This is a genomic window from Gluconacetobacter tumulicola (assembly GCF_014174215.1).
In the GTDB taxonomy this organism is placed as follows: Bacteria; Pseudomonadota; Alphaproteobacteria; order Acetobacterales; family Acetobacteraceae; genus Gluconacetobacter; species Gluconacetobacter tumulicola.
In genome coordinates this window covers 1-24,327 of sequence record NZ_JABEQL010000024.1, presented here as the reverse complement: position 1 = coordinate 24,327, position 24,327 = coordinate 1, and the positions used below count along the sequence as shown (strand labels likewise).

At 67.4% G+C, this 24,327-nt stretch carries 15 protein-coding genes; 8 read left to right on the top strand and 7 right to left on the bottom strand.

Annotated features, from left to right (window positions below):
• Position 1 precedes the first annotated feature (1 nt).
• From HLH29_RS14980 to HLH29_RS14965, 4 genes are all read right to left on the bottom strand, one after another.
• Positions 2-2,467: an ABC transporter permease gene (locus HLH29_RS14980; RefSeq protein ID WP_182968183.1), complete on the bottom strand. Its 2,466-nt coding sequence runs from the start codon at positions 2,465-2,467 to the stop codon at positions 2-4.
• A 94-nt stretch (positions 2,468-2,561) separates the two neighbouring features.
• Positions 2,562-5,033, bottom strand: coding sequence for an ABC transporter permease (locus HLH29_RS14975; RefSeq protein ID WP_182968182.1), 2,472 nt, complete (start codon positions 5,031-5,033; stop codon positions 2,562-2,564).
• Between the two features lie 33 nt (positions 5,034-5,066).
• Positions 5,067-5,750, bottom strand: coding sequence for an ABC transporter ATP-binding protein (locus tag HLH29_RS14970; protein WP_182968181.1), 684 nt, complete (start codon positions 5,748-5,750; stop codon positions 5,067-5,069).
• Positions 5,751-5,784: 34 nt separating this feature from the next.
• The gene (locus tag HLH29_RS14965) at positions 5,785-7,107 is read right to left on the bottom strand and encodes an efflux RND transporter periplasmic adaptor subunit (protein WP_246374285.1); all 1,323 of its coding nucleotides are present in this window, start codon (positions 7,105-7,107) and stop codon (positions 5,785-5,787) included.
• Between the two features lie 193 nt (positions 7,108-7,300).
• Here HLH29_RS14965 and HLH29_RS14960 point away from each other — a divergent pair, with 193 nt between their 5' ends.
• The 8 genes from HLH29_RS14960 to HLH29_RS14925 all read left to right on the top strand — a co-directional run bounded on the left by HLH29_RS14960 (position 7,301) and on the right by HLH29_RS14925 (position 22,003).
• Complete coding sequence (locus HLH29_RS14960) at positions 7,301-8,503, top strand: sigma-54-dependent transcriptional regulator (protein ID WP_182968180.1); 1,203 nt, start codon at positions 7,301-7,303, stop codon at positions 8,501-8,503.
• Positions 8,504-9,706, top strand: a complete 1,203-nt coding sequence (locus tag HLH29_RS14955; RefSeq protein ID WP_246374284.1) for a sensor histidine kinase — start codon at positions 8,504-8,506, stop codon at positions 9,704-9,706.
• Positions 9,707-9,954: 248 nt separating this feature from the next.
• Positions 9,955-11,175, top strand: coding sequence for an MFS transporter (locus HLH29_RS14950; protein ID WP_182968179.1), 1,221 nt, complete (start codon positions 9,955-9,957; stop codon positions 11,173-11,175).
• A gap of 75 nt (positions 11,176-11,250) precedes the next feature.
• Positions 11,251-14,145, top strand: coding sequence for a nitrite reductase large subunit NirB (gene nirB / locus HLH29_RS14945; RefSeq protein WP_182968178.1), 2,895 nt, complete (start codon positions 11,251-11,253; stop codon positions 14,143-14,145).
• Between the two features lie 6 nt (positions 14,146-14,151).
• The gene (locus tag HLH29_RS14940) at positions 14,152-18,072 is read left to right on the top strand and encodes a bifunctional nitrate reductase/sulfite reductase flavoprotein subunit alpha (RefSeq protein WP_182968177.1); all 3,921 of its coding nucleotides are present in this window, start codon (positions 14,152-14,154) and stop codon (positions 18,070-18,072) included.
• Positions 18,072-18,707, top strand: a complete 636-nt coding sequence (locus tag HLH29_RS14935; RefSeq protein WP_246374283.1) for an ANTAR domain-containing response regulator — start codon at positions 18,072-18,074, stop codon at positions 18,705-18,707. The genes HLH29_RS14940 and HLH29_RS14935 overlap by 1 nt, the downstream gene beginning before the upstream one ends.
• The gene (locus HLH29_RS14930; protein ID WP_182968176.1) at positions 18,704-19,639 is read left to right on the top strand and encodes an ABC transporter substrate-binding protein; all 936 of its coding nucleotides are present in this window, start codon (positions 18,704-18,706) and stop codon (positions 19,637-19,639) included. The genes HLH29_RS14935 and HLH29_RS14930 overlap by 4 nt, the downstream gene beginning before the upstream one ends.
• Positions 19,640-19,705: 66 nt before the next feature.
• Positions 19,706-22,003 carry a GH92 family glycosyl hydrolase gene (locus HLH29_RS14925; RefSeq protein ID WP_182968175.1) on the top strand — a complete coding sequence of 766 codons (2,298 nt, stop codon included), beginning with the start codon at positions 19,706-19,708 and terminating at the stop codon, positions 22,001-22,003.
• Here the strand turns inward: HLH29_RS14925 and HLH29_RS14920 are convergent.
• Genes HLH29_RS14920 through HLH29_RS14910 form a run of 3 tightly spaced genes read right to left on the bottom strand, consistent with a single transcriptional unit; the run spans position 21,975 to position 24,078 of the window.
• Complete coding sequence (locus HLH29_RS14920; protein ID WP_182968174.1) at positions 21,975-22,718, bottom strand: ABC transporter ATP-binding protein; 744 nt, start codon at positions 22,716-22,718, stop codon at positions 21,975-21,977. The genes HLH29_RS14925 and HLH29_RS14920 overlap by 29 nt on opposite strands.
• Positions 22,715-23,731 (bottom strand): FecCD family ABC transporter permease, encoded by a 1,017-nt coding sequence (locus HLH29_RS14915; RefSeq protein ID WP_246374282.1) that lies wholly within the window; start codon positions 23,729-23,731, stop codon positions 22,715-22,717. The genes HLH29_RS14920 and HLH29_RS14915 overlap by 4 nt, the downstream gene beginning before the upstream one ends.
• Complete coding sequence (locus HLH29_RS14910; protein WP_182968173.1) at positions 23,728-24,078, bottom strand: TroA family protein; 351 nt, start codon at positions 24,076-24,078, stop codon at positions 23,728-23,730. Before HLH29_RS14910 ends, HLH29_RS14915 begins: the two co-directional genes overlap by 4 nt.
• Positions 24,079-24,327 lie beyond the last annotated feature (249 nt).

Sequence of the window (24,327 nt, the reverse complement as noted above, 5' to 3'; positions counted from 1 at the left end):
ATCACTCCGCCCGCAAGGCCCGCGCCGGCTCGGCGCGCGCAAGATGAAAGGTCTGTCCAAGGACGGTGAGAATGGCGATGGCAAAGGCGCCGGCCACCGCAATCAGGAAATGCGCCGGCGTCAGCGCGATGCGCTCGTCGAACCCCGCCAGCCAGTGCCGCATGACCACCCATGCGACCGGGCAGGCCAGCAGGCACGCCACCGCCACGGGCCGCAGGAAATCCCCCAGTAGCAGCGCCACGATCTGCCGCCCGGAAGCCCCCAGCGTCTTGCGGATACCGATCTCATGCACCCGCCGCGCGGCGGCGAAGGCCGCCAGCCCATACAGCCCCATGCAGGCAATCAGCAGCGCCGCAACGGCCCCCAGCGTAAAGATCCGCCCGCGCCGCTCGTCGCCGCTGTAATAGGCCGCCATCCGCGCATCGGCGGCCGAAAAATCGCTGGCAATGTCAGGAAGAATACCCGCCCACGCGCGATTCAGCCGCCGCGCCATGTCGGATTCCGCGCCCCCCTGGAACCGGACGGCGGGAATGGGTTCGCTGAATGGCTGCTTCGCAAGCGTGTCGAAGAAGGCGATCTCAGGATAGACAGCCTGGCGCGGCGATTCGAAGCGCTCATCGTCGATCACGCCGACGATCCGCGCCATCCTCCTGTCGCTCCTGATGATCTTGCCGATCGCCTGGTCCGGCGAGGCAAAGCCGAATCGCGACACTGCCCTGGCATTGAGAATGGCGTTGGCCGTACGGGTCTGCATTTCGTCGCGCGACGGCATGTCGTCCTGCCCGCGGGTAGCATCGAACCCGCGCCCGGCGAGCAGGCGCGGCCGATAGACCTCGAAATAGCCGGTGCTCACAACATCCTGTAGCAGAGAGACGCGTATCGGCCCGGCCAGCCCGTCATAACTGTATGTCCCAAAGTTCTTTGTGTTTGGGCGCGGCGCCAGTTCGCCGAAACCGGCTGTGACCACTCCCGGCACGGCACGCAGCGCATCCAGCATCCTGCGCTGGGCAGCCAGATCGCTGCCCGGCATCGGGGACCCGATCAGCAACCCCGAGCGTACATAACCGGGATCGGCCGTGCGCATGAAGTCCGTCTGACGGTTGATCACCAGCATGCAGATCACGATCGTGATCGCGATGCCGAACTGCCCCATCACCAGCGCATCGCGCAGCCGCGCCGCCCCCCGTCCGCCGGACGGCATCCGTGCGGCAGCCAGCACGGCGGCCGGGCGATAGCCGGACAGGACCATGGAAGGATAGATCCCGCTGGCAAATCCGCAGACCAGCACGATCAGCGGCAGAACCACGGCGACCAGTCCGTAGCGCACCACAAGCTCTTCCCCCGTCAGGCTCGCGACCTCGGGCACCAGAATCTCGCACAGGGCCAGGCCAAGCACGCCGGCAATGGCGGCCGCCAGCATCGCTTCCCCCGTGAACTGGATGAACAGCACCCGCCGCGAAGCGCCAAGCGTCTTGCGGATCGCCACCTCGCGCGCGCGCAGACCGGCCCGTGCGGTAGCCAGATTGACCGCATTGGCACAGGCGAGCGCCAGAGCCAGCAAACCCATCAGCCCGATACTGTTGATAACGGTGCGGTCCACCCCGTCCTCCGCATATAGGACGTGGAAATCATTGAACCGCGCCTCCCCCAGCTTCGCCAGCAACAGCCCGAAGATCTTCTCGGGATGCAGCCCCAGCGCGCTGGAATCGCTATCCGCTCCCGCTGCATGGCGGATGACGAAATCGCGCAGCCGCGCGTTCACCGCATCGGCATCCCCCGGCCTGCGAAACTTGAGATAAATACTGCCGCAATCGCTCCCCCAACTCAGGAAGCAAAGCCGGGTCGTCATGTCCCCCGAGGAAAACGGCGCCAGCATCTCGATACCGGAGAGAAAGTCCGGCGTCGTCCGGTGCGCCAGCACGCCGGTAACGGTATGCGTCACCGTCACCCCATCGCGGTTGAGCGGCACCATCCGCCCCATCACGTCCGTCGTCCCGAACAGCCGGATCGCGGCACCAGCCGAGAGCACCAGCCCATCCGGCCGCGCCAGCGCCTGGTCCGGCGTCCCATGCAGCAGTTTCAGTCCGAAAACACTGAAGAAGGCAGGATCGGTCAGGCCGGAGACGAACGAGGAAAAAGTCCCGTCCCGCTCCGTGCGCAGGTCTGTGTTTTCCAACCGGATGCCCGCTTCGATCTCGGGAAAATCCTCGCGCAGGAATGGCAGGACGCGAAACGTGCTACCCGCGAATTCGAACGGCGGGGTGCCTGGCATCGCCCAGCGAGTGTCCACCCGGACCAGCCTGTCCACATTCGGCAATGCGGCGTTGAAGCTGTATTCGTAGCGAACCAGCAGGGCCAGCGTCAGAAACACGCCGATCCCCAGCGCAAGCCCGAAGATATTGAGCCCGACATAGAGCGGATGCCGCCGCATCTGGCGCAGAACGCTTTTCAGGATGGTGGCAAACACAGGAATACTCCTCAGATCGCGCCAGGGCGACAGGCCACCCTCCCCGCCACGGCGGGAAGCAGAGCCAAGATGAAAACAGATGCCGTCATGTCCGTTACTGCGCCCGCAGCGCCCGCGCGGGTTCGGCGCGCGCGACACGGAATGTCTGTCCCAGCACCGTCAGCGTCGCGATCAGGAACGCCCCCGCGACGGCAATCAGGAAATGCAGGGGGCTGAGTGGCACGCGCTGGTCGAAACCCGAAAGCCAGGACCGCATCACGACCCACGCCACCGGGCAGGCCAGCACGCAGGCCAGCGCCACCGGCCGCAGGAAATCGCGCAGCAGCAGAATGGCGATCTGCCCGCCGGAAGCCCCCAGCGTCTTGCGAATGCCGATCTCATGTACCCGCCGAATCGCCGAAAAGGCCGCCAGGCTGTACAGCCCCATGCAGGCGATCAGCAGCGCCACCACCGCACCGACGGTAAAGATATGGCCCCGCCGTTCATCGCCCGTGAAATAATCCGCCATCCGCTCGTCAGCCGGCTGGAAAGAGCTGGCAAGCTCCGGCCGGACCAAAGCCCAGGCCCGGTCCAGCCGCTGAGCCATCACCGCGCGCGTCACGCCCTGGAAGCGGACGGCCGGAATGGGGTCGACGAACGGTACCCGGGCCAGCGTGTCGAAGAAGATGATCTCCGGCAAGACCTGGTCGCGTGGCGAGAGGAAGCGCATGTCTTCTATCACGCCGACAATCCGCGCCCTCATCCCACCATCCGTCAGCATCTGGCCGATCGCCTGTCCGGGCGTGGCGAAACCCAGAGCTACCGTCGCCTTGGCATTAACCACGATATTGAAATCGCCGCTGAGGTTCCGCAGATTACCGGCATCCGGTCCCTCATCCTGGCCACGGGCGGGGTCGAACCAGCGGCCCGCCAGCAGGCGTGGGCGATAGGTCTCGAAATAGCCTGGCCCGACCCGGTCGAACATCATCTGGATTTCGACCGGCCCGTTCGGCCCCGCATATTTATAGTCCGAGCGGGACGTGGCATTCGGCGCCGGCTCCAGTTCCCCGAACCCTACCGCCACCACGCCGGGCACCGACCGCAGCGCATCCAGCATCCTGCGTTCCAGCGCGGGATCGTCGCCGCGCAGCGGCTGACCGATCAGCAGGCCGGATTTGACATACCCCCTATCCGCATCGCGCATGAATGCGGTCTGCCGGTCAATCACCAGCGTGCAGATCACGATGGCCACCGCGATGGCAAACTGCCCCGCGACCAGGATATTACGCAGCCGCGCCGCCCCTCGCCCACCCGAGGGCATGCGCGCCGCCGCCAGCACGGCCGCCGGGCGATAACCGGAAAGCACCGTTGCCGGATAAAACCCGCTGGCAAGACCTGACAGCACGATCACGACCGGCAGGGCAGTCAGTACAAACCCGTATGAAACGGTCACGGCCTCGCCCGTCAGGCTCGCGATCTCGGGTGTGAGGATCTCGCACAACACTAGGCCGACGATCCCGGCAACGGAGGTGACGAACAACGCCTCACCCATGAACTGGGCGAACAGCAGACGCCGCGTAGCGCCAAGCGTCTTGCGCACCGCCACCTCCCGCGCCCGCAGCCCGGCGCGCGCCGTGGCCAGGTTGATCGTATTGGCGCAGGCCAGCACCAGGGCAAGGAACCCGATCAGCCCGATCGCATTGACCACATTGCGGTCCACACCGTCATCTGTGTCCTCGACGCCCGCATCATGGAAATGCGTTTGGAGCAACGGCACCAGCAGCAATTCATAGATTTTTTCTGGATGCCGGCCGATGGTGACATGGTCATTGTCAGCGCCCGACGCATGGCGGATAACGAAATCCCGCAACCGCGCACGAATGGCACCAATATCCTCCGCCTTCCTCAGGCGCAGGAAGAGCGCTCCGCAGGACGAACCCCATTGCAGGAAGCATGACCGCGTCCGCATTTCCTCGGCCGGAACGGGGGCGATCATCTCGACCCCCTCCAGCACATTCGGCCCGCGCACCGGCGTCATAATTCCGGTAACGACATGGACCGACCGTACCCCCGACCGGTTGAGTTCAATGCGCCGTCCCAGAACGTCGAGCGTGCCGAACGCCTTCATCGCGGCCTTCTCAGACAGTACCAGCCCATCCGGCCGCGACAGGGCCTCCTCCGTCACCCCGCGCGACAGGCCGGTCCGAAACACGCGGAAGAATGACGAGTCGCTTTCATAGCCGTCGAATTTCGTAAACATCCCGTCCCGCTCGGTACGAAACGTCGACGGCATCAGCGGCGCCGTCTCCTCGATTTCCGGAAAATCCTGGCGCAGGAACGGTATGGCACGATAGGTAGCCTCCCCATCCTCGACCGGCGCAACGCCCGGCAGGGTCCAGTGCTCATCCACCCGCACCAGCCGCTCGGCACCCGGCAGGCCGACATTGAAGCTGTATTCATACCGCACCAGCAACGCCAGGCTCAGAAACACGCCGATCCCCAACGCCAGACCCAGAAGATCGAGCCCGACATAGACCGGATGCCGCCGCGCCTGCCGCAGGGCACCACGCAGGATGGTCGTCAGCATCACCGAAATTCCCTGAAGCCTGCCCGAGAACTCTCAGATCGCATTACGGACCGAGATCACGACCTGCCCATCCAGCATGTCCACCCGGCGCTTCGCCAGGTCGGCATGGCTGGGCGAATGGGTCACCATCACGATGGTCGCCCCCTCGTCGTTCAGGCGCTGGAGAATATCCATCACCTGCGCGCCGTTTTCGGTATCGAGGTTACCGGTCGGCTCATCCGCCAGGATCAGGCGCGGCTCGCCCACGATGGCGCGGGCAATCGCCGCACGCTGCTGCTGCCCGCCCGAAAGCTGCGACGGATAATGGCGCGCCCGGTGGGCAATCCCCACATGGTCCATGGCGTGGGCCACCCGGCGCCGCCGTTCGGCCTTCGGCATCCGGCGATAGATCAGCGCCAGTTCGATATTCTCCTCGATCGTCAGCTCGTCGATCAGATTGAAACTCTGGAAGACATAACCCAGATTTTCCCGGCGAAACGCCGCCAGCGCCGCCTCGCCCAGCTCGGTCAGCTCCTGCCCGCCGAACTGGTAGGAGCCCCCTGTCGGCCGGTCGATGGTGCCGAGGATGTTCAGCAGCGTGGACTTGCCACAGCCCGAAGGGCCCATGATGGCAACGAATTCACCCGCCTCGATGCCAAGGTGAATATCGAGCAGCGCCGTCGTCTCGACCTCGTCGGAGCGATAGAGGCGCTGGATGTGAGAAAGGTCGATCAGCATGTTCGTTGCATTCCGTCCGTTCAGTGGCCGTGGTTCAGTGAATCGAGAGATGATTGAAATTCTTGTAGGAATTATAGGATGAGACGACCACGCGATCCCCCGCGTGCAGCCCGCCCGTGATTTCCACCTGTTCCGGATTGCGCCGCCCGGACGTAATCGCCGCCCGGTCGGCTCCATGCCCGTCCGGCGTCATGACAAAGGCCGCCGATCCGCCGCCGGCTTCCAGCCACGCGCCGTTGGGCAGCACCAGCGCCAGATGCGTCTCGCCCAGCGTGATCCGTACATCCACGCTCTCGCCCCGGCGCAGGCCGGCGGGCATCGCCCCGTCAAAGGTCAGTTCGGCGCGGAACTGCCCGTTGGTCACCTGCGGATGCACGCGCGCCACCGTCATCGCGACCTTCGCATCCCCCATTTCGGCATCCGCCCGCTGCCCGACCGAGACCCGGCCGAGATAGAATTCGTCGATATCGGCATCCAGGCGATACTGGCCCTCGCTGTCGATCTGCCCGATCCGGTCGCCCGCCTTCAGCGACTGCCCCGGCTGAAGGTCGAAATTCGTCAGCCGCCCCGCCACCGGCGCGCGCAGCACCAGCGCGTTCAGACTGTCCTCCACCACTTCCAGATTGCTGCGCAGCCGCTGCGCCTCACGGTCGATTTCGTCGCTCTGCCGCGCCGCCACCGCCAGGTCCTGCGCCCGCGCCGCATCCAGCCGGGCCACGCGGTTCGCGTCATAGTCCGCCTCGTCGCGATAGCTTTGCAGATTGGCGTCGGACTCGAACCCCTGCCCGTGGAGCTGTTCGTGAATCTCCAGCTCCCGCCGCGCCTTCAGCAGATTGTAGCGCGCCTCGCCAAGCTGGCTTTCCTCGCCGGTCCGCGTCTGCTGCAACGCCAGACGCTGCGCGCTGACCGCACCCAACTGGCTGGCAATCTGCGCCTCGCGCGACGTGACATCCAGTTGAAGCTGCGGATTGGTCAGCCGCGCGAGAATATCGCCCTTGGCCACCAGGGCACCGTCCCGCGCCACGACCTCCGATACCTCGCCGCCCTGCACCGCGCCGACATAGGTCACATGCAGCGGCGCCACGCTGGCCCGGACCGGCAGATAATCCAGAAACGGCGCCGAGCGGACTGTCTCGATCGTCAACTGGTCATTGCGGACCGAGAGCGTGCCCGATGCCGGGACCATCCGCCACACGACCACACCAGCCACCACCACGGCCGCCGCAGCACCCCAGCGCATCGCACGCCGCATCAGCACATGATGGCGCGGACGGCGCACCGCCCGATCCATCCCGCCACCCGGCATCGGACGTGTTGGCGACGGCACGGCGTCGGGGGATGAAATCGGTCGGTCCATGCTCTGTTTCCCTCGTTCGCAAACAGTGTATGGTACCCGAACGGATTTTTATCCCATTGTAAGAAAACGATGTTTTCCGCATCACCGCCTCACCCTGTCCGCCAGCGGACAAACTGTCCGAAACCGGACAGTCCCCTGGACATGTCAAGACGGTATCCGGACGACCGCGAAACGAATCGGGAGCGACCACACCATGACGGACCCGGCCAGCCAGCCATCGGTCCTGTTCGTCGACGACGATGCCGACATCCAGTCCGCCGCCCGCCTGCTGCTGACGCGGCGCGGTTTTCGCGTACTCGCGGCACACAACGCGGCAGAGGCCCTCACCCGCGTCGCCGCCGACCCGATCGACCTGGTGCTGCTGGACCTGAACTACGCCCCCGGCGCCACCACCGGGGCGGAAGGGCTGGCCCTGCTGCGCGACCTGCACGCGCTGCGCCCCGCTTTGCCGGTCATCGTGGTGACAGGCCATAGCGGGGTTGCCATCGCCGTCGCCGCCATGCGCGAGGGCGCCACCGATTTCGTCATGAAGCCATGGCATAACGAACGGCTGGTCACCCTGCTGCACGACACGCTGGACCGCCAGCGGCGCGAAGCCCGCCCCGAAGCACCGCAGGCCGAAACGGACGAACCGGTCCTGATCGCGGTGTCACAGCAGATGCGCGCGCCCATCGCCCTGGCCGACCGCATCGCCCCCACCCGGGCACACATGCTGCTCTCCGGCCCGCCCGGCAGCGGCAAGACCCTGCTGGCCCGCCGCATCCATGCGCGATCGGGCGATGCGCAACCACCGCTCCTGCTCGACGCGGATGGCCTGTCCGCCCTGCCGCCCGGACACGGCACCTGGGTCCTGCGCGGTATCGAGGCACTGGCGTCCCCGCTCCAGCGCGCCCTGGCCGACCGGCTGGACGGCACCGCCCCACCCCGTGTCCTGGCCCTGTCCGCCCTGGGGCCGGAGGAACTCGCCGCCCGCCTGTCCCCGCGCCTGTGGCTGCCGATCGAGGCCGTCCGCATCGCGCTGCCGCCCCTCGCGGAGCGCCCGGACGATATTCCGGCACTCGCCGCCCATTTCCTGCATTATTTCGCCATCCGCCACAGCCTCGCCGAACCCGCACTGGATGCGGCGTCCATCGATGCCCTCCGCCTGCGCCCCTGGCCGCAGAATGTCCGCGAACTGCGCGCGGCCATGGAGCGGATGGTGGTGCTGGGCGATGCGACGTCCCCCGTGTCCACCGACGGCGAACGCGCCCACGACAACCCCACCCTGGCGCAGTCGGAACAGGCCCTGATCGAGGCCGCGCTGCGCCGGCACGGCTTCAACGTCTCGCATGCGGCGCGCGACCTGGGACTAACCCGCCCCGCCCTGTATCGCCGCATGGCGCGCTACGGCCTGTAGATGCGCGCCATCCGCAGTTTCGTGGTCTGCATCCTCATGGTCGCGGGCGCCTGCCTGCTGGCACCGCGCGCGCTGGCGGCCGGCCTGTATGCCACCACCGCATTGCTGGCGCTGGCGGCCCTGGGCACGGCGGCCGTCCACCTGGCCACGCTGGCCGGCCTGTCGCGCCGCCCGGTGCGGGTGGAAACCTCCATCGTCCGGCCATCGGACCGCGAGCGGCTGCGCAACCGGGCCCTGCTGGACCATGCGCCCATCCCCCTGCTCTACCGCACGGGCGACGGCGCCTTCCACGCCGCCAACCGCGCCGCCCGCCGCCTGTTCGCCACCGAGGACCGCCTGCCCGCCGACACGGCATCCCTGCTGGGCACGCCCACGCCCGAACGCCGCATCGTGCGCATCCCCACCATGCCGGACGCCCCGCCCCGCACCTTCGCGCTCGCCATCGCGCAGGGCGGCGGCGCGGGCGGGGTGACGCATTTCCTGGCCCTGACCGATATCGAGGCGGAACTGAACGCCGCCGACGCGCGCACCCTGCGCGACCTGCTCCAGATCCTCGGCCACGAGATCATGAATTCGCTGACCCCGATCATCTCCCTGGCCGAAACGGCCCACGAGGTCGCGGACCACCCCATGGACCCGCCGGCGGCGGACATGATCCGCGAGGCATTGGCCACCATCCTGCGCCGCACGCGCGGGCTGGACCGCTTCGTGCAGGGCTATCGCGACCTGGCCCGCCTGCCGCCCCCCGACCTGCGCCCGACCGACCTGCACGACCTGCTGCGCGCGCTCGGCGCGCTGTTCCACGCCCGCTGGAACGGCCGCGTGCATCTGGAGACGAGCGTCCCCTCCAGGCGCGTCATCGTCCGCCTCGACGCGGCGCAGATGGAACAGGCGCTGCTGAACCTGCTCAACAACGCGGCGGAAGCCGCCCTCGCCACCAGCGATGCCGCCGGCCCCACCGTCTGGCTCCAGGGCCATGCCACATCGACCGGCATGGTCATCGCCGTCCGCGACAATGGCAGCGGCATCGAAGACGCCTATCGCGACGCCATCTTCCGCCCGTTCTTCTCGCTGAAACCCAACGGCAACGGCATCGGCCTCAGCCTCGCCCGCCAGATCGCCCTGGCCCACGGCGGCTCGCTCACACTGGAGCCGGCACGGCCCGACACGAAATGGCACACCGCCTTCCTGCTGAGCCTCTAGAACCTGCCTGGCAATGTGGGCTGGTGGCGATCCGGCGCAGAACTTTCCGGCGGAATATTATTTTGACTCCATATCATTCTTGCCGCACAATGAGTGACAGATCCCACTCCATATCGGTTTCCGCCAACGGCGGCGGATAGGCCGGGAGCGGTCGAAGCGACACGACGAGACACCGGGAAGTCAAAGACGGCTTTCATGCCCGCCGAGGGCGCGCCCCCCGATGCAGGGTGGGCGCTGGATGCTGCACCGTGGACAAGGGATTTTTCAAAGCCGGCAATCCGCGCACGCTGCTTGCCGCATTTCTCTATTTCGACGTTTCCTTCATGGTCTGGGTGCTGCTCGGCCCATTGGGGATCGCGATCTCGCGCGACCTGCATCTCAATGCCGGGCAGAAGGGCTTCCTGGTCGCCATACCGGTGCTGGCCGGGGCGCTGTTCCGCGTCGCCGCCGGCGCGCTGGTCGACCATTTCGGCCCCCGCCGCGTCGCCATCTCCCTGCAACTTCTGGTCATCGCCGGCCTGGGCGCGACCTGGCTCATCGCCCCCCATACCTATCTCGGCCTGTTCCCCGTCGCCCTGATCCTGGGCGTCGCCGGGGCCTCCTTCGCCGTCGCCCTTCCCCTCGCCTCCGGATGGTATCCGCCGCACTATCAGGGCACGGCACTGGGCATTGCCGGCGCCGGCAATTCCGGCACCGCGCTCGCCGCCCTGTTCGCCCCCGGCCTGGCGGTGCTCTATGGCTGGGTGAACGTGCTGGGCCTGGCCACGCTCCCGCTGGCCGCCGTGCTTGCCGCCTTCCTGTTCCTGGCCAAGGAGCCCCCTCGCCGCCCCAGTGCCGGCTTCGTCGCCTGGTTGCCGGTACTGAAAAAACCCGATTGCTGGGCGCTGATGTTCTTCTACGGCGTCACCTTCGGCGGCTTCGTCGGCCTCGCCTCCTTCCTCACCATCTATTTCAACGATCAGTACGGCCTGTCACCCGCCGTGGCGGGCAGTTGCACCGCGCTGGTGGTATTCGCGGGCTCCTTCATCCGCCCGCTGGGGGGCGCCCTGGCCGATCGCGTCGGCGGCGACCGCGCGCTCTGCGTCCTCTACGGCCTCGCCGCCGCGATCTTCGCCCTGATCGGCTGCGGCCTGCCCACCATCTGGCTGGCCTTTCCGGCCTTCTTCGCCGGCATGCTCGTGCTGGGGCTGGGCAATGGCGCCGTGTTCCAGATCGTGCCGACACGCTTCCCCCATCAGGTCGGCATCCTGACCGGGCTGGTGGGCATGAGCGGCGGCGTGGGCGGGTTCTATCTCGCCTCGTCACTCGGCGCGGCGCGGCAGGCAACGGGGTCCTACGGCCCCGGCTTCCTCGCCTTCGGCGGCATCGCGCTGCTCGCCCTCCTCTGCGTGTCGGTCTGCCACCGGCGCTGGAAAGCAGCGGCGCCCTCACAGGCAGCCGGCATGGAAGAAATCCCCGCATCCATCTGACGCGGCGCGCGACAGATCCATCAGCATCCCGCCCCGGACCACGATCCGACGAACGATATCGAGCGAGAAACGACCATGACCAGCACCGGAAACATCGTCATCATCGGCAACGGCATGGTCGGCCATTACTGCGCCGAACAGCTGGTCATGCACGGCCTGCACCAACGCCACGCCATCCACGTCTTCGGCGAGGAACTGCACGACGCCTATGACCGCGTACACCTCACCGCCTACATGACCGGCCAGGACGCCAGCGCCCTCGCCCTGCATAAAGAGGATTTCCACACCGCCCACGGCCTCACCCTGCATCGCGGCGTCCGCGTCACCAGCATCGACCGCGCGGCGCAGATCGTCGAAAGCGCCGAAGGCACGCTGCCTTACCACACAGTCATCATCGCGACCGGCTCCGCCCCCTTCGTGCCGACGGTACCCGGCAATAGCGGCACTGCCGGGCTGGTCTATCGCACGCTGGACGATCTGGACCTGATCCGCGCCGCCGCCGACGGCGCGTCCCGTGGCGTCGTCATCGGCGGCGGCCTGCTCGGGCTGGAAGCCGCCAACGCACTGGCCGGGCTGGGGCTGGCCACCACGGTGGTCGAATTCGCCCCGCGCCTCATGCCCGTCCAGCTCGACGATGCCGGCGGCCAGGCCCTGAAGCAGCGGATCGAGGCGCTCGGCATCACGGTTCTGACCAACCACGCCACGCAGGAGATCGTGGCCGGCGAAACCTGCCGCCACCGCCTCGTCTTTGCCGATCACAGCGTGCTGGAAACCGACCTGATCGTCTTCTCCGCCGGCATCCGCCCGCAGGACCGGCTGGCCCGCGACTGCAACCTCGCCATCGCCCCGCGCGGCGGCATCGTCATCGACGATTCCTGCCGCACCTCCGATCCCGCCATCTTCGCCATCGGCGAATGCGCGGCATGGAACGGGCAGATCTTCGGCCTGGTCGCACCGGGCTACGCCATGGCCCGCACCGTCGCCGCCCATCTGGCGGGCGAAGAGGCCGCGTTCGGCGGCGCGGACATGTCCACCAAGCTCAAGCTGCTGGGCGTCGATGTCGGCTCCATCGGCGACGCCCACGGCACCACGCAAGGCAGCCGCAGCTACCGCTTCATCGGCGAAGCCGACGGCTCCTATCGTCGTCTGGTCCTGTCCGGCGACGGTGCGCGGGTGATCGGCGCGGTCCTGGTCGGCGACAATTCCTATTACGACACGATCCTGCAATACGTACAGAACGCCATCAGCCCCCCCACCGACCCCGCCGCGCTGATCCTGCCGCGCGGCGACGGCGCCGAGCTGCTGGGCGCCGACTCCCTGCCCGACACGGCCACCATCTGCTCCTGCCACAACGTCACCAAGGGCGCGATCCGCGCCTCCATCGACGCAGGCTGCACCGATCTCGCCGCCCTGAAATGCGACACCAAGGCCAGCACCGGCTGCGGCGGCTGCACGGCGCTGCTGAAAAGCGTGTTCGAAACCGGGCTGGAAGCCCGCGGCATCACCGTCGACCGCAGCCTGTGCGAACATTTCTCCTATACGCGGCAGGAGCTTTATTCCCTGGTCCGCGTCCACGGACTCCAGACCTTCGAAGAATTGATGGCGCAATACGGCAATGGCGGCCTGGGCTGCGACATCTGCAAGCCCGCCATCGGCTCCATCCTCGCCTCGGCATGGAACAGGCCGATCACCGACCCGCTCTATATCCCCCTGCAGGACACGAACGACACGTTCATGGCCAACATGCAGAAAAACGGCACCTACTCGGTGGTACCCCGCATCGCCGGCGGCGAAATCACGCCGGACAGGCTGATCGTACTGGGCCAGGTCGCGAAAAGATACGGTCTCTACACCAAGATCACCGGCGGACAGCGCATCGACCTGTTCGGCGCCCAGCTTCACCAATTGCCCGATATCTGGAACGAACTGCTCGACGCGGGATTCGAGACCGGCCACGCCTACGGAAAATCGACCCGCACCGTCAAATCCTGCGTCGGCAGCACATGGTGCCGCTACGGCGTGCAGGACAGTGTCGGCAAGGCGCTGGATCTGGAAAACCGCTACAAGGGCCTGCGCTCACCGCACAAGCTGAAATTCGCGGTCTCCGGCTGCACGCGCGAATGCGCCGAGGCCCAGAGCAAGGATGTCGGTGTCATCGCCACCGAAAATGGCTGGAACCTCTATGTCTGCGGCAATGGCGGCATGCGCCCCCGGCACGCCGAACTGTTCGCGACCGACCTCGATGCCGAAACGCTGGTCCGCTATATCGACCGTTTCCTGATGTTCTATATCCGCACGGCCGACAGGCTCCAGCGCACCTCCGTCTGGCGCGAGAATCTCGAAGGCGGGCTGGATTACCTGCGCGACGTCATCATCCATGACTCATTGGGCATCTGCACGGAACTGGAACGCCAGATGCAATCGGTCGTGGACCATTATCATTGCGAATGGCGCGACGCACTGAACGACCACGACAAGCTCAAGCGCTTCCGCACCTTCGTCAACGACACCCGCCCGGACCCGAACGTCCGCACCGTGCCGGAACGCGACCAGACCCGTCCCGCCGACAACCTGCCGGAAGCCACAATCCAGCCCGGCCCCACGGACTGGACCGACCTCTGCGCCCAGACCGACCTGGTCCCCCGCTCCGGCGTCGTGGCATGGCATGACGGCAGCCAGATCGCCCTGTTCTACCTGCCGGAAACAGACGGCGAAGCCGCCCATGTCTACGCCATCGACAATCACGACCCCTTCTCCAACGCCAATGTCATCGGGCGCGGCCTGATGGGCGACCTCAAGGGGCAGCGCATCGTGGCCTCCCCGCTCTACAAACAGCATTTCCGGCTGGAAGACGGCGCGTGCCTGGAAGATCCCTCCATCCGCCTGCGGACATGGGACGCCCGCCTACAGGACGGCAAGGTGCAGATCCGGGCGAAACTCCCGGCGGCGCCAGACCTCGTCCCCGCCTGACGCATCATGGCGAAGGAAGAGATCCGCTCGGTCTGCCCCTATTGCGGGGTCGGCTGCGGGATCATCCTCGAAGTGGAAAACGGCACAATCGCGAAAGTGCGCGGCGACACCGCGCACCCGTCGAATGCCGGCCGCCTGTGTACCAAGGGCAGTTCCTGCGACCAGCCCCTGTCCTCGCCCCACCGCCTGGCCCACGCCGCGCTCAGGACGGAACGCTGCACCGAGCCCACGCCCGTCCCGCTCTCCCAAGCCATCACCGCCACCGCCCAGCGCCTCCGCACCATCCTCGACACACACGGCCCCGACGCCATCGCCTTCTACGTCTCCGGCCAGATGTCGCTGGAAGCGCAATATCTCATCAACAAGCTGGCGAAGGGCTATATCCGCAGCCAGCATATCGAATCCAATTCCCGTCTCTGCATGGCCGCCGCCGGCAGCGGCTACAAGCTCTCGCTCGGCGCCGACGCCCCACCCGGCAGCTACGAAGATTTCGATAGCACCAACCTGTTCTTCGTCATCGGCGCCAACATGGCCGATTGCCACCCCATCCTCTTTCTGCGCCTGATGGACCGCAAACGGGCCGGCGCAAAGCTGATCGTCGTCGACCCCCGCCGCACCGCAACGGCCGAAAAAGCCGATCTGTACCTCCCCATCCGCCCCGGCACCGACCTCGCTTTGCTCAACGGCCTGTTGCATCTCCTGGTCCGCGACGGCGCCATCGACAGCGATTTCATCGCCCAGGCCACCACCGGCTGGGACGGCATGCCCGATTTCCTGGCCGCATACCCGCCCGAAACCGTGGCGGACATCACCGACCTGCCGGTCGCGGACATCCTGACCACCGCACGCTGGATCGCCGAGGCGGACGCGTGGATGAGCCTGTGGACCATGGGCCTCAACCAGAGCCTGACCGGCACCTGGAACACCAACGCCCTGTGCAACCTGCACCTGGCCACCGGCACGATCTGCCGCCCCGGCTGCGGCCCCTTCTCGCTGACCGGCCAGCCCAACGCCATGGGCGGACGCGAAATGGGCTATATGGGCCCCGGCCTGCCCGGCCAGCGGAGCGCCCTGGTCGCCGCCGACCGCGCCTTCACCGAACGGCAATGGGGCCTCCCCCCGGGCACGGTGCGCGAGGCCGGCGGAAACGGCGCGATCGCGATGTTCGAGGCCATGGAACGCGGCGACATCCGCGCCTGCTGGGTCATCTGCACCAACCCCGTCGCCACAATCGCCAACCGCCGCCACGTCATCCGCGCGCTGCAAGCCGCCGAATGCGTGATCGTGCAGGACGCCTTCGCCGACAGCGAAACCACGCGCTACGCCGACATCCTGCTCCCCGGCGCCCTATGGGCCGAGGCCGACGGCGTGCAGGTCAATTCCGACCGCACCCTGACCCTGGCCCGCAAGGCCGTTATCCCACCCGGCGAGGCCATGGCGGATTGGCAGATCATCGCCCGCGTCGCCTGCGCCATGGGCTTCACCGACGGCTTCTCCTTCAATTCCGCCGCCGAAATCTTCGCCGAGGCCACCCGCTTCACCAACCCCAAGACCGGCTACGACATCGCCGGCATCACCCACGACCGCCTGCGCACCGGCCCCGTCCAGTGGCCCGCCCCCGAGGGCGACACCACGCCCCGCCACCCCATCCGCTACCTCTCCACGCCCGGCAGCCCACCAGTCTTCGCCACCCCCGACGGCCGCGCCCTCTTCCACGCCCGCCCATGGATGCAACCGGAAGAATGGCCGGACGAAACCTTTCCCTTCGTGCTCAACAGCGGCCGCCTGCAACATCAGTGGCACACCCTGACCAAGACCGGCCGCGTCGAAAGCCTCAACCGCCTCAATCCCGGCCCCTTCGTCGAAATCGCCACCGATGACGCAAGCACGCTGGGCCTCACGCCGGGCGACGCGGTCCGCATCACCTCCCGCCGGGGCAGCATTACCCTGCCGGCCCGCATCACGCCCGGCATCCGCCCCGGCACCTGCTTCGCCCCCTTCCACTGGAACGACCGGTTCGGCGACGACATCACCGTCAACACCGTCACCTCCGATGCCGTCGATCCCATCTCCCTCCAGCCCGGCTTCAAACTCTGCGCCGTCGCGCTGGAGCGCATCCCGGCGTCCGCTCCCCAGCCCGAAGGACAGAACGACATGCCCCCCGGACAGATCGCCCGGCATCTCGGCCTGGCCACACCCGAACCGCCTGCGCTCGATGAAGACGCCAAAGCGTGGCTGTCCGGCTTTCTGGAAGCGCTGCGCCTCGCCCCGCCCGAACCCGGCACCGTGCCGCTGATCCCTGCCCACGCACCGCTCGCCCCGCTGGTCCGCGCTCATGTCGGCGGCCTGCTGGCCGGCCTCTACAGCCGGGAAACGCCCGCCCCCGTCCCGGCCCCCTCTGCCCCTGCCGTCCGCGTCTGGTGGGCCTCGCAGACCGGCCGCGCCGAGGCCCTGGCCGCCACCATCGCCACCTGGCTGCGCGAGGCCGGCCACACTGTCACCCTCGCCTGCCTCGACACCTGCGAATCCGCCGATCCGGGCCCCGGCCGGGCCATCTTCATCGTCTCCACCTTCGGCGACGGCGACCCGCCAGACTGCGCCGCCCCGTTCTGGAACACCCTGCGCGCGCGCCAGGCCCCATTGCCGGACCTCACCTGCGCCGTCCTCGCCCTGGGCGATTCCTCCTATGCCAGCTTCTGCGGCTTCGGCCGCGCGCTGGACGACCGCCTGCGTACGCTCGGCGCCACCATGCTGCTGGACCGCACGGATTGCGAACCGGATTTCGACGACACGGTCGAGACCTGGCGCGGCACCCTGCTGACCGCGCTCGCCCCCCACGCCGGCCCGCAGACGGCCGCCGAACCACCCGCCCCCCGACCGGCGCCCGCCATCGGCACCCGGGACACGCCTTCCATCGCCCGCCTGGTCCTCAACCAGAGCCTGTGCGGCCCCGGATCGGACAAGGACACCCGCCGCATCGGCCTCGACCTCGGCGCCACCGACCTCACCTGGCAACCGGGCGACGCGCTGGGCATCTGGCCCTGCAATCCACCGGCCCATGTCGAAACCGCCCTCGCCGCGCTTCGCCTGCCCGAGCACACGCCCATCGTCCTGCGCGGCCACGGCCCGGTCGGGCTGCGCGAGGCCCTGCGCCGCCATCTCGACCTGTCCCGCCCCAACCCCGCCCTGCTCGCCGCCCTGGGCCGGACGGAGGGCGGCTTCCTCCCCGACCTGCTCCGCGACGCGGCGCTGCGCGTCACGGCACAGGACATCCCGCCCCTGTTCCGGCGCATGCAACCCCGCCTCTATTCCATCGCGTCGTCACCCCGCATCTCGGGCCGCGTCGTGGAACTGACCATGGGCGTCAATCGCGAACCCTGGCCCGGCCTCTGCTCCAACTGGCTCGCCGCCCTGGCAGACGGCGAGGAAGTCCCGGTCTTCATCCAGCCGACCTCCCATTTCCACCTGCCGCACGATGACGCGGCACCGATCATCATGATCGGTCCCGGCACCGGCATCGCCCCCTTCCGCGCCTTCCTGCAGGAACGCGCAGCCCGCAAGGCAACCGGCCGCAACTGGCTGTTCTTCGGCGAACGCCACGCCGAACAGGGCTTCTATTACCGGCAGGAGCTCGAAGCCTTCCGCGCCGAAGGCTGCCTGACCCGCCTCGACACCGCCTTCTCGCGCGACCAGCCCGCGCGCCTCTATGTGCAGGACCGCATGGAACAGGCCGGGGCCGAACTCTGGGACTGGCTGCGCGCGGGCGCCTTCGTGTATGTCTGTGGAGACGCCGCCCGCATGGCACGGGATGTCGATGCCGCCCTGCACAGGATCATCGCCCGTCATGGCGGCCTGTCGGCCTCGGACGCCGCCGATTTCATGACCGGACTGACGCGGGAGAACCGCTATCTGCGCGATGTGTATTGATGACGCCGATCGATGACGCCACCAACGGCCCCGGCCGCCCGGCCCGCCCGCCGATGACCGTCCTCGTCGCCGACGAAAACACCCGCCGCGCCCGGGCCCTGTCGGACGATCTGCGGGCCGATCCATCGCTGTGTGTGCTCTCCATCCCCGCCGGCACCGCCCTGATCGACGCCGTGCGCCAATATCAGCCGGACGTCGTGCTGGTCGATATGGGCCGCGCCGACCGCGACGCGCTGGACAGTATCCGCGCCCTGTCCCAGCCCGCGCTCGAACGCCCCGTGGCCCTGTTCGTCGACCGGGACGATGTCGAACTGATGGAAACCGCCTTCGATATCGGCATCTGTTCCTACAATGTCCTGGATGCCCCGCCCGACGACGTCAAACCCCTGCTGCGCGCCGCGATCGCCCTCTACACCCGCTTCCAGCGCACCCGCGGCGAACTCACCGAAGCCCAGCGCAAGCTGGCGGAACAGAAGATCATCGACCAGGCGAAGAGACTCTTCATGAAAAACGAGAACACAACCGAAGATCAGGCCTATCGCTGGTTCCGCCGCCGCGCCATGCAGACCTCCCAGCGCATCGCCGCCGTCGCCGCCGATTACGTTGCGGCCCATGCCCGGGCTGACGCACCATGACCCGCCCCCTGCGTATCGGCCTGCTGCGCCTTACCGACAGTGCACCGGTCATCATCGCCCGCAATCACGGCCTGTTCGCGCAATACGGCCTCACGCCGGAGGTCGTGGTCTCCCCTTCCTGGTCCAACATCGCCGACGGCCTGGCCTGGAAAACGCTCGACGCCGCCATCATCTTTCCGCCTCTTGCCATCATGACCGCACTCGGGCGGCGCGGCCATGCCGCCGCCCTGCGTCCCCTCTGCACGCTCAGTCGCGGCGGCAACACGCTGGTCCTGCGCGGCACCAACCCGCTCGACACGGCCTGGCCGCCCGGCGCGGCGGGGCGGCAGGCCTTCGACGCGTGGCGGCACACGCTGGGCCGCCGTCCGCGCCTCGCAGTGGTCCATATGTATTCCACCCACCTGCTCATCCTCCGCCGCTTCCTCGGGATGATCGGCGTGGATATGGACAGCGGGATCGAACTCGTCGTCATGCCCCCCGCCGACATGATCACCGCATTGGCCGATCGCGCCATCGATGGCGGCTGCGTCGGCCCCTCATGGGGCACCGAGGCCTGCCTGCGCGGCCTCGGCTTCCTGGTCGGCGGCTCATCCACCGTCATGCCGTCCCACCTCGAAAAACTCCTGGTCATTTCGGACACGATCGCCGACAGCGCCGCCCCCCTCAAGGCCGCCCTGCGCGACGCCGTGTCCTACTGCCAGGCACCGGACAACCGGCACGCCATCGCCCAGGACCTCGCCCGCCCACCCGAGAAAGGCGGCCTCGCCCTGCCCTCCCGCGCGACCCTCGCAACCCTGGACGAAAAGACGACGCCCGAACCCGTCACCTTCATCGCGGAAGACGTCACACAACCCGATTTCGAATGGATCACGCAGGACATGTCCGATCTCGGCTGGATCGACGAGACCGAGCGCCGGACGCTGGGGGTCTAGGAAACGCCGCACGATGTGCGACACTCCGCCGCCAGAACGAACCATCGCCGGAACCAAGGTCCCTTCATGACGCGTCGCCCACCCCTGTACTGCCTGTCCGCCACACTGGCGCTCGCAATCGCCCTACCCCCCGGCCCCGCGCATGCCTCAATGGATACGACCGGGGGCCCGGCCGCCATGGTGGACCCGCGCATCGGCACCGGCGGACCGGGGCATACATTTCCGGGGGCGACGGTGCCGTTCGGCATGATCCAGCCCTCCCCCGACACCGCAATGCCGGAATTCCACCACGCCTATGACTGGGCCGGCGGCTATCAGTACAACGACCCCACCATCATGGGGTTTTCGCACACGCATTTCTCCGGCGCCGGACATTCCGACCTCGGCGATGTGCTGCTGATGCCCATCTCCGGCGATGTCCGGATGGAACCCGGCGACCCCACCAAACCGCAAAGCGGCTACCGATCGCGCTTCAGTCACGCAACCGAGGTCGAACATCCCGGCTATTACGCCGTCACGCTGGATGATTACGCCGTCCGCGCCGAACTCACGGCCGGGCTGCGCGTAGGCTGGCACCGCTACACCTTCCCCGCGGACAAGCCCGCCCATGTGCTGCTGGATCTGCGGCCCAGCATCTACGACTATCCGGGCAAGGTACTCTGGACGCGCCTGCGGGTGCGCGAGGACGGCACGGTCACAGGCTGCCGCACCACGCGCGGCTGGGCTCCAGGGCGCACACTCTGCTTCGCAATGCGCTTCTCCCGCCCGATGACCGCACGCACGCTGTACAACCGGGAAACCAATGTCCTCTATCGCGGCTTTCGCGGACCCGGCAACGCACCGGTGGACCAGAATGTACAAAACGGCCGCGCGGTACAGGCAGTATTCGATTTCGGCATGCTGGACGGCCCGCTGGGGGTAAAGGTCGCGATCTCCCCCGTCAGCGAGACGAACGCCATCGCCAATCTCGACAAGGAAGGCCCGGGCTGGGATTTCGATGCCCGCCGCGCCGAGGCCACAGCCATGTGGAACCGGGCCCTGTCGGTGATCGACGCCGCCGGCACGCCGGACCAGAGGACGCAATTCTATACCGCCCTCTATCACGCGATGCTGGCCCCGACCCTGAGCATGGATACCAATGGCGAGTATCGCGGCCCGGATCAGGAAATACACAAGGCGCAGGGCTTCGGCTTCTACTCCACCTGGTCCACATGGGATGTCTATCGCGCCCAGCAGCCGCTGATGGCACTCCTGCGCCCGGACATGAGCACGCAATTCGTGCGGTCGCTGATCGCGGCACAGCAGGCCAGCCCGGTGGGCGTGCTGCCAGTCTGGTCCTACCAGGGGCTGGAGACATGGTGCATGACCGGCTATCACGCCGTGCCGATCATCGCGGACGCCTATCTCGCGGGCGTGCGCGGCTTTGACGCGGACGCGGCGCTGAACGCGATGGTCGCCTCCGCCACCTCGCCCGTCTATGGCGACCTGACGGATTACATCAGGCTCGGCTATGTCCCGATCGACAAGGAAGCCGAGGCCGGCTCCAAGACGCTGGAATACGCCTATGACGACTGGTCCCTGGCACGGATGGCGCGCGCGATGGGCCGGACACGCATCGCGGAGCAATTCGAAAAACGCGCCGGCAACTGGCGCAATGAATGGGACCCGCAAACCGGCTTCATGCGCGCGCGCCTCAGCACCGGCCAATTCCACACGCCCTTCGATCCCACCGCCGCGGCCTATGGCAGCGATTATACCGAGGGCAATGCCTGGCAATATCTATGGTTCGTGCCGCAGGACGTCCCCGGCCTGATCGAGGCGATGGGCGGCGATGCGCCCTTTATCGCCAGGCTCGACACCCTGTTCGATACCAGGGTCGATCCCGCGCAGTTCAAGAATGTGGAGGATATCAGCGGCCTGATCGGCTGGTACGCCCACGGCAACGAACCCAGCCACCATATCGCCTATCTCTACGACTATGCCGGCGCCCCGTGGAAGACGCAGCAGCGCCTGAAACAGATCATGGACAGCCAATATAGCGGCCGTCCCGACGGGCTGGCCGGCAATGACGATCTGGGGCAGACATCGGCGTGGTACCTGTTCACCGCGCTGGGCTTCTATCCCGTCGCACCCGGCAGCAACGACTACACGATCGGCCGCCCGTTCGTGCCCAGGGCCGCGATCCACCTGCCCAATGGCCGGACCTTCACCATGGTGGCCGACCATCTGGATGCCGCCCATCCCTATGTCGCGGCCGTGACCCTCAACGGCAAGCCGCAGGACCTGCTGCACCTGCGACAGCAGGACATCCTCAACGGCGGCGAACTGCGCTTCGTCATGCAGGCGGAGCCGAAACGGCCATAAATCCGTAAAGATCGGCAATCGCCTGCGCCGACAGCATTTCGGCGGCCGGCCCGTCAGCAACGAGCCGGCCCTCGCGCATCAAAATCGCGCGGCTGAAAATCCGCGCGGCACGCAGCGGGTCATGCGTCGTGGCCAATATGCCATATCCTTCACCGGCCAGCCCACGCAGCAGGCCGGACAGGCGCTGTTGCTGGCCGTAATCCAGCCCCGTCTCCGGCTCGTCCAGCACCAGCAGCCGCGCTCCCTGGGCCAGCGCCCGCGCGATCAGGACCGCCTGCCGCTCGCCCCCCGACAGCGCGGCATAGGACCGGTCCGCCAGATGACCGATCGCAAGCCGCGCCATCGCCTGCTCGGCGGCGTCGCGATCGGCCGCCGGCACGACAGGCGCCAGCATCGCCCCTCCGGCCAGCCGCCCCAGCGCCACCACGTCGCGCACCCGATAGGGAAAGACCACCCCATGCCCCTGCGGCACATAGGCCAGATGGGTCGCCAGCACGCGCCGCGTCATGCCCGCGATCGCCCGCCCGTCGAGCAGCACCCGCCCCGACCGGGGCCGCAACAGCCGCAGCACCAACCGCAGCAGCGTCGTCTTGCCTGCCCCGTTCGGCCCCAGCAGCGCGACCATTTCGCCCGCCTGCATCCCGAACGACACCCCGTCCAGCACCGTCCTGCCGCCCCGCGCGAACGACAGGGAATCGACCACCAGCCCGGTCATTCCGCCCACCCGCGCCGGATCAGCCGCAACACGCCCAGAAAGATGACAACCCCCAGCAGATCCGCAATCAACCCGACAGGAATTTCCTCAACCGACACGCACCGCGCCAGATCGTCGCAAACCAGCAGGAACGCCCCACCCAGACAGGCACTCAGCGGCAGCACCCGCGCATTGCACGGCCCCGCCAGCAGCCGCGCGACATGCGGCACGATCAACCCGATCCAGCCGATCATCCCCGCCACGGAAACCGTCACCGCCGACAGCACGGTCGCGACCGCAATCACCCCATAACGCAGCACGCCAACCGGCACGCCCAGCGTCCGCGCCTCGTCATCGCCCATCGCCAGCGCATCCAACATGCGCCCACAAAGCGTCAGCGCCACAATCCCGATTGCCACCGGGGCCACCATCATGCCCAGATCGCCCCCCGTCACCTGCGTCAGGCTGCCCAGCAGCCAGAAGACGATATCGGGCAATTGCCGATCGGGATCGGCCACATATTTCAATAGCGACAGCAGCGCGGTGAACAGGGCGGTGCTGACCAGCCCACTGAAGACCAGCATCAGCATCGACGCCGCATCGAACAGCCGCGCCACACCGACCGCCACTGCCACCGCAACTGCCCCGCCCGCAAAGGACAGAAGATGCATGCCCATAGGCGACGCCCCGGCCACGATCCCCAGCGCGGCACCGAACCCGGCACCGGCCAACACCCCCAGTAATCCGGGCGACACCAGCGGATTGCGGAACACGGCCTGGAAGCCAGCCCCCGAAACCGACAGCGCCCCCCCTACAACCACCGCACCGGCAATGCGCGGTAGGCGCGTGCCCAGCACAATGGAATGCAGCAGGGCACGTCGTCCCTCAGGCATCCCCCCGTCACGCCCCACCAGCACCCCCACCAGATCCCCGAGCGGCACCCGATACCAGCCAAGCCCAAGTGACACCACCATCAGGAGCAGCAGGCCTCCCAGCGCCACGGCCCACAGCGCGCGCTCGCGCCACGCAGTCATGGCGCGCCACCGGGCCCCTTGGCCGCCAGGATGCGCGCGGCATCGGAGGCAGACAGATCATATTCGAAAAAATCCTTATAAAACCTTATTGTTTCCTCTTTCATGTCGACCCTCGCGAAGCGGTCCGGATACAGTATCTGCGCCGTCCACAGAAGCTGGAGCGGATATTCGATCCCATACCGGTCCCACGGAAACACGCCCGCCGGATTGCGATAGATCCGCCCCGCGCGCACGGCACGCAGCCCCGCCCATTGGACTGCAGCAGGATCGAACACCCCCGCATCGCCGCCCAGAATGATGATGTCAGGGTCCCAAGCGGCAATCTGTTCCACCGAAACCGGATGCATGTTGCCTGGAATATCAGCCGCATTCCGCCCCCCCCGGCCTGCGTGATCCAGTCATCGATGATCGTGTGCGTACCATCAATTTTCAGCGGAACCAGTGCCTGGATATGCAGCACGCGCGGCCGGTGGCCCTCTGGTATGTCGTAACCGGCCGCTCATGGCCGCCTTATGATCGGATTGGGTGATTGGTAAGTTCACGTCGTTAACGACGTCGTTATTGACGTTGTTTGGGAGGTGAGGATGCGGCAGGAG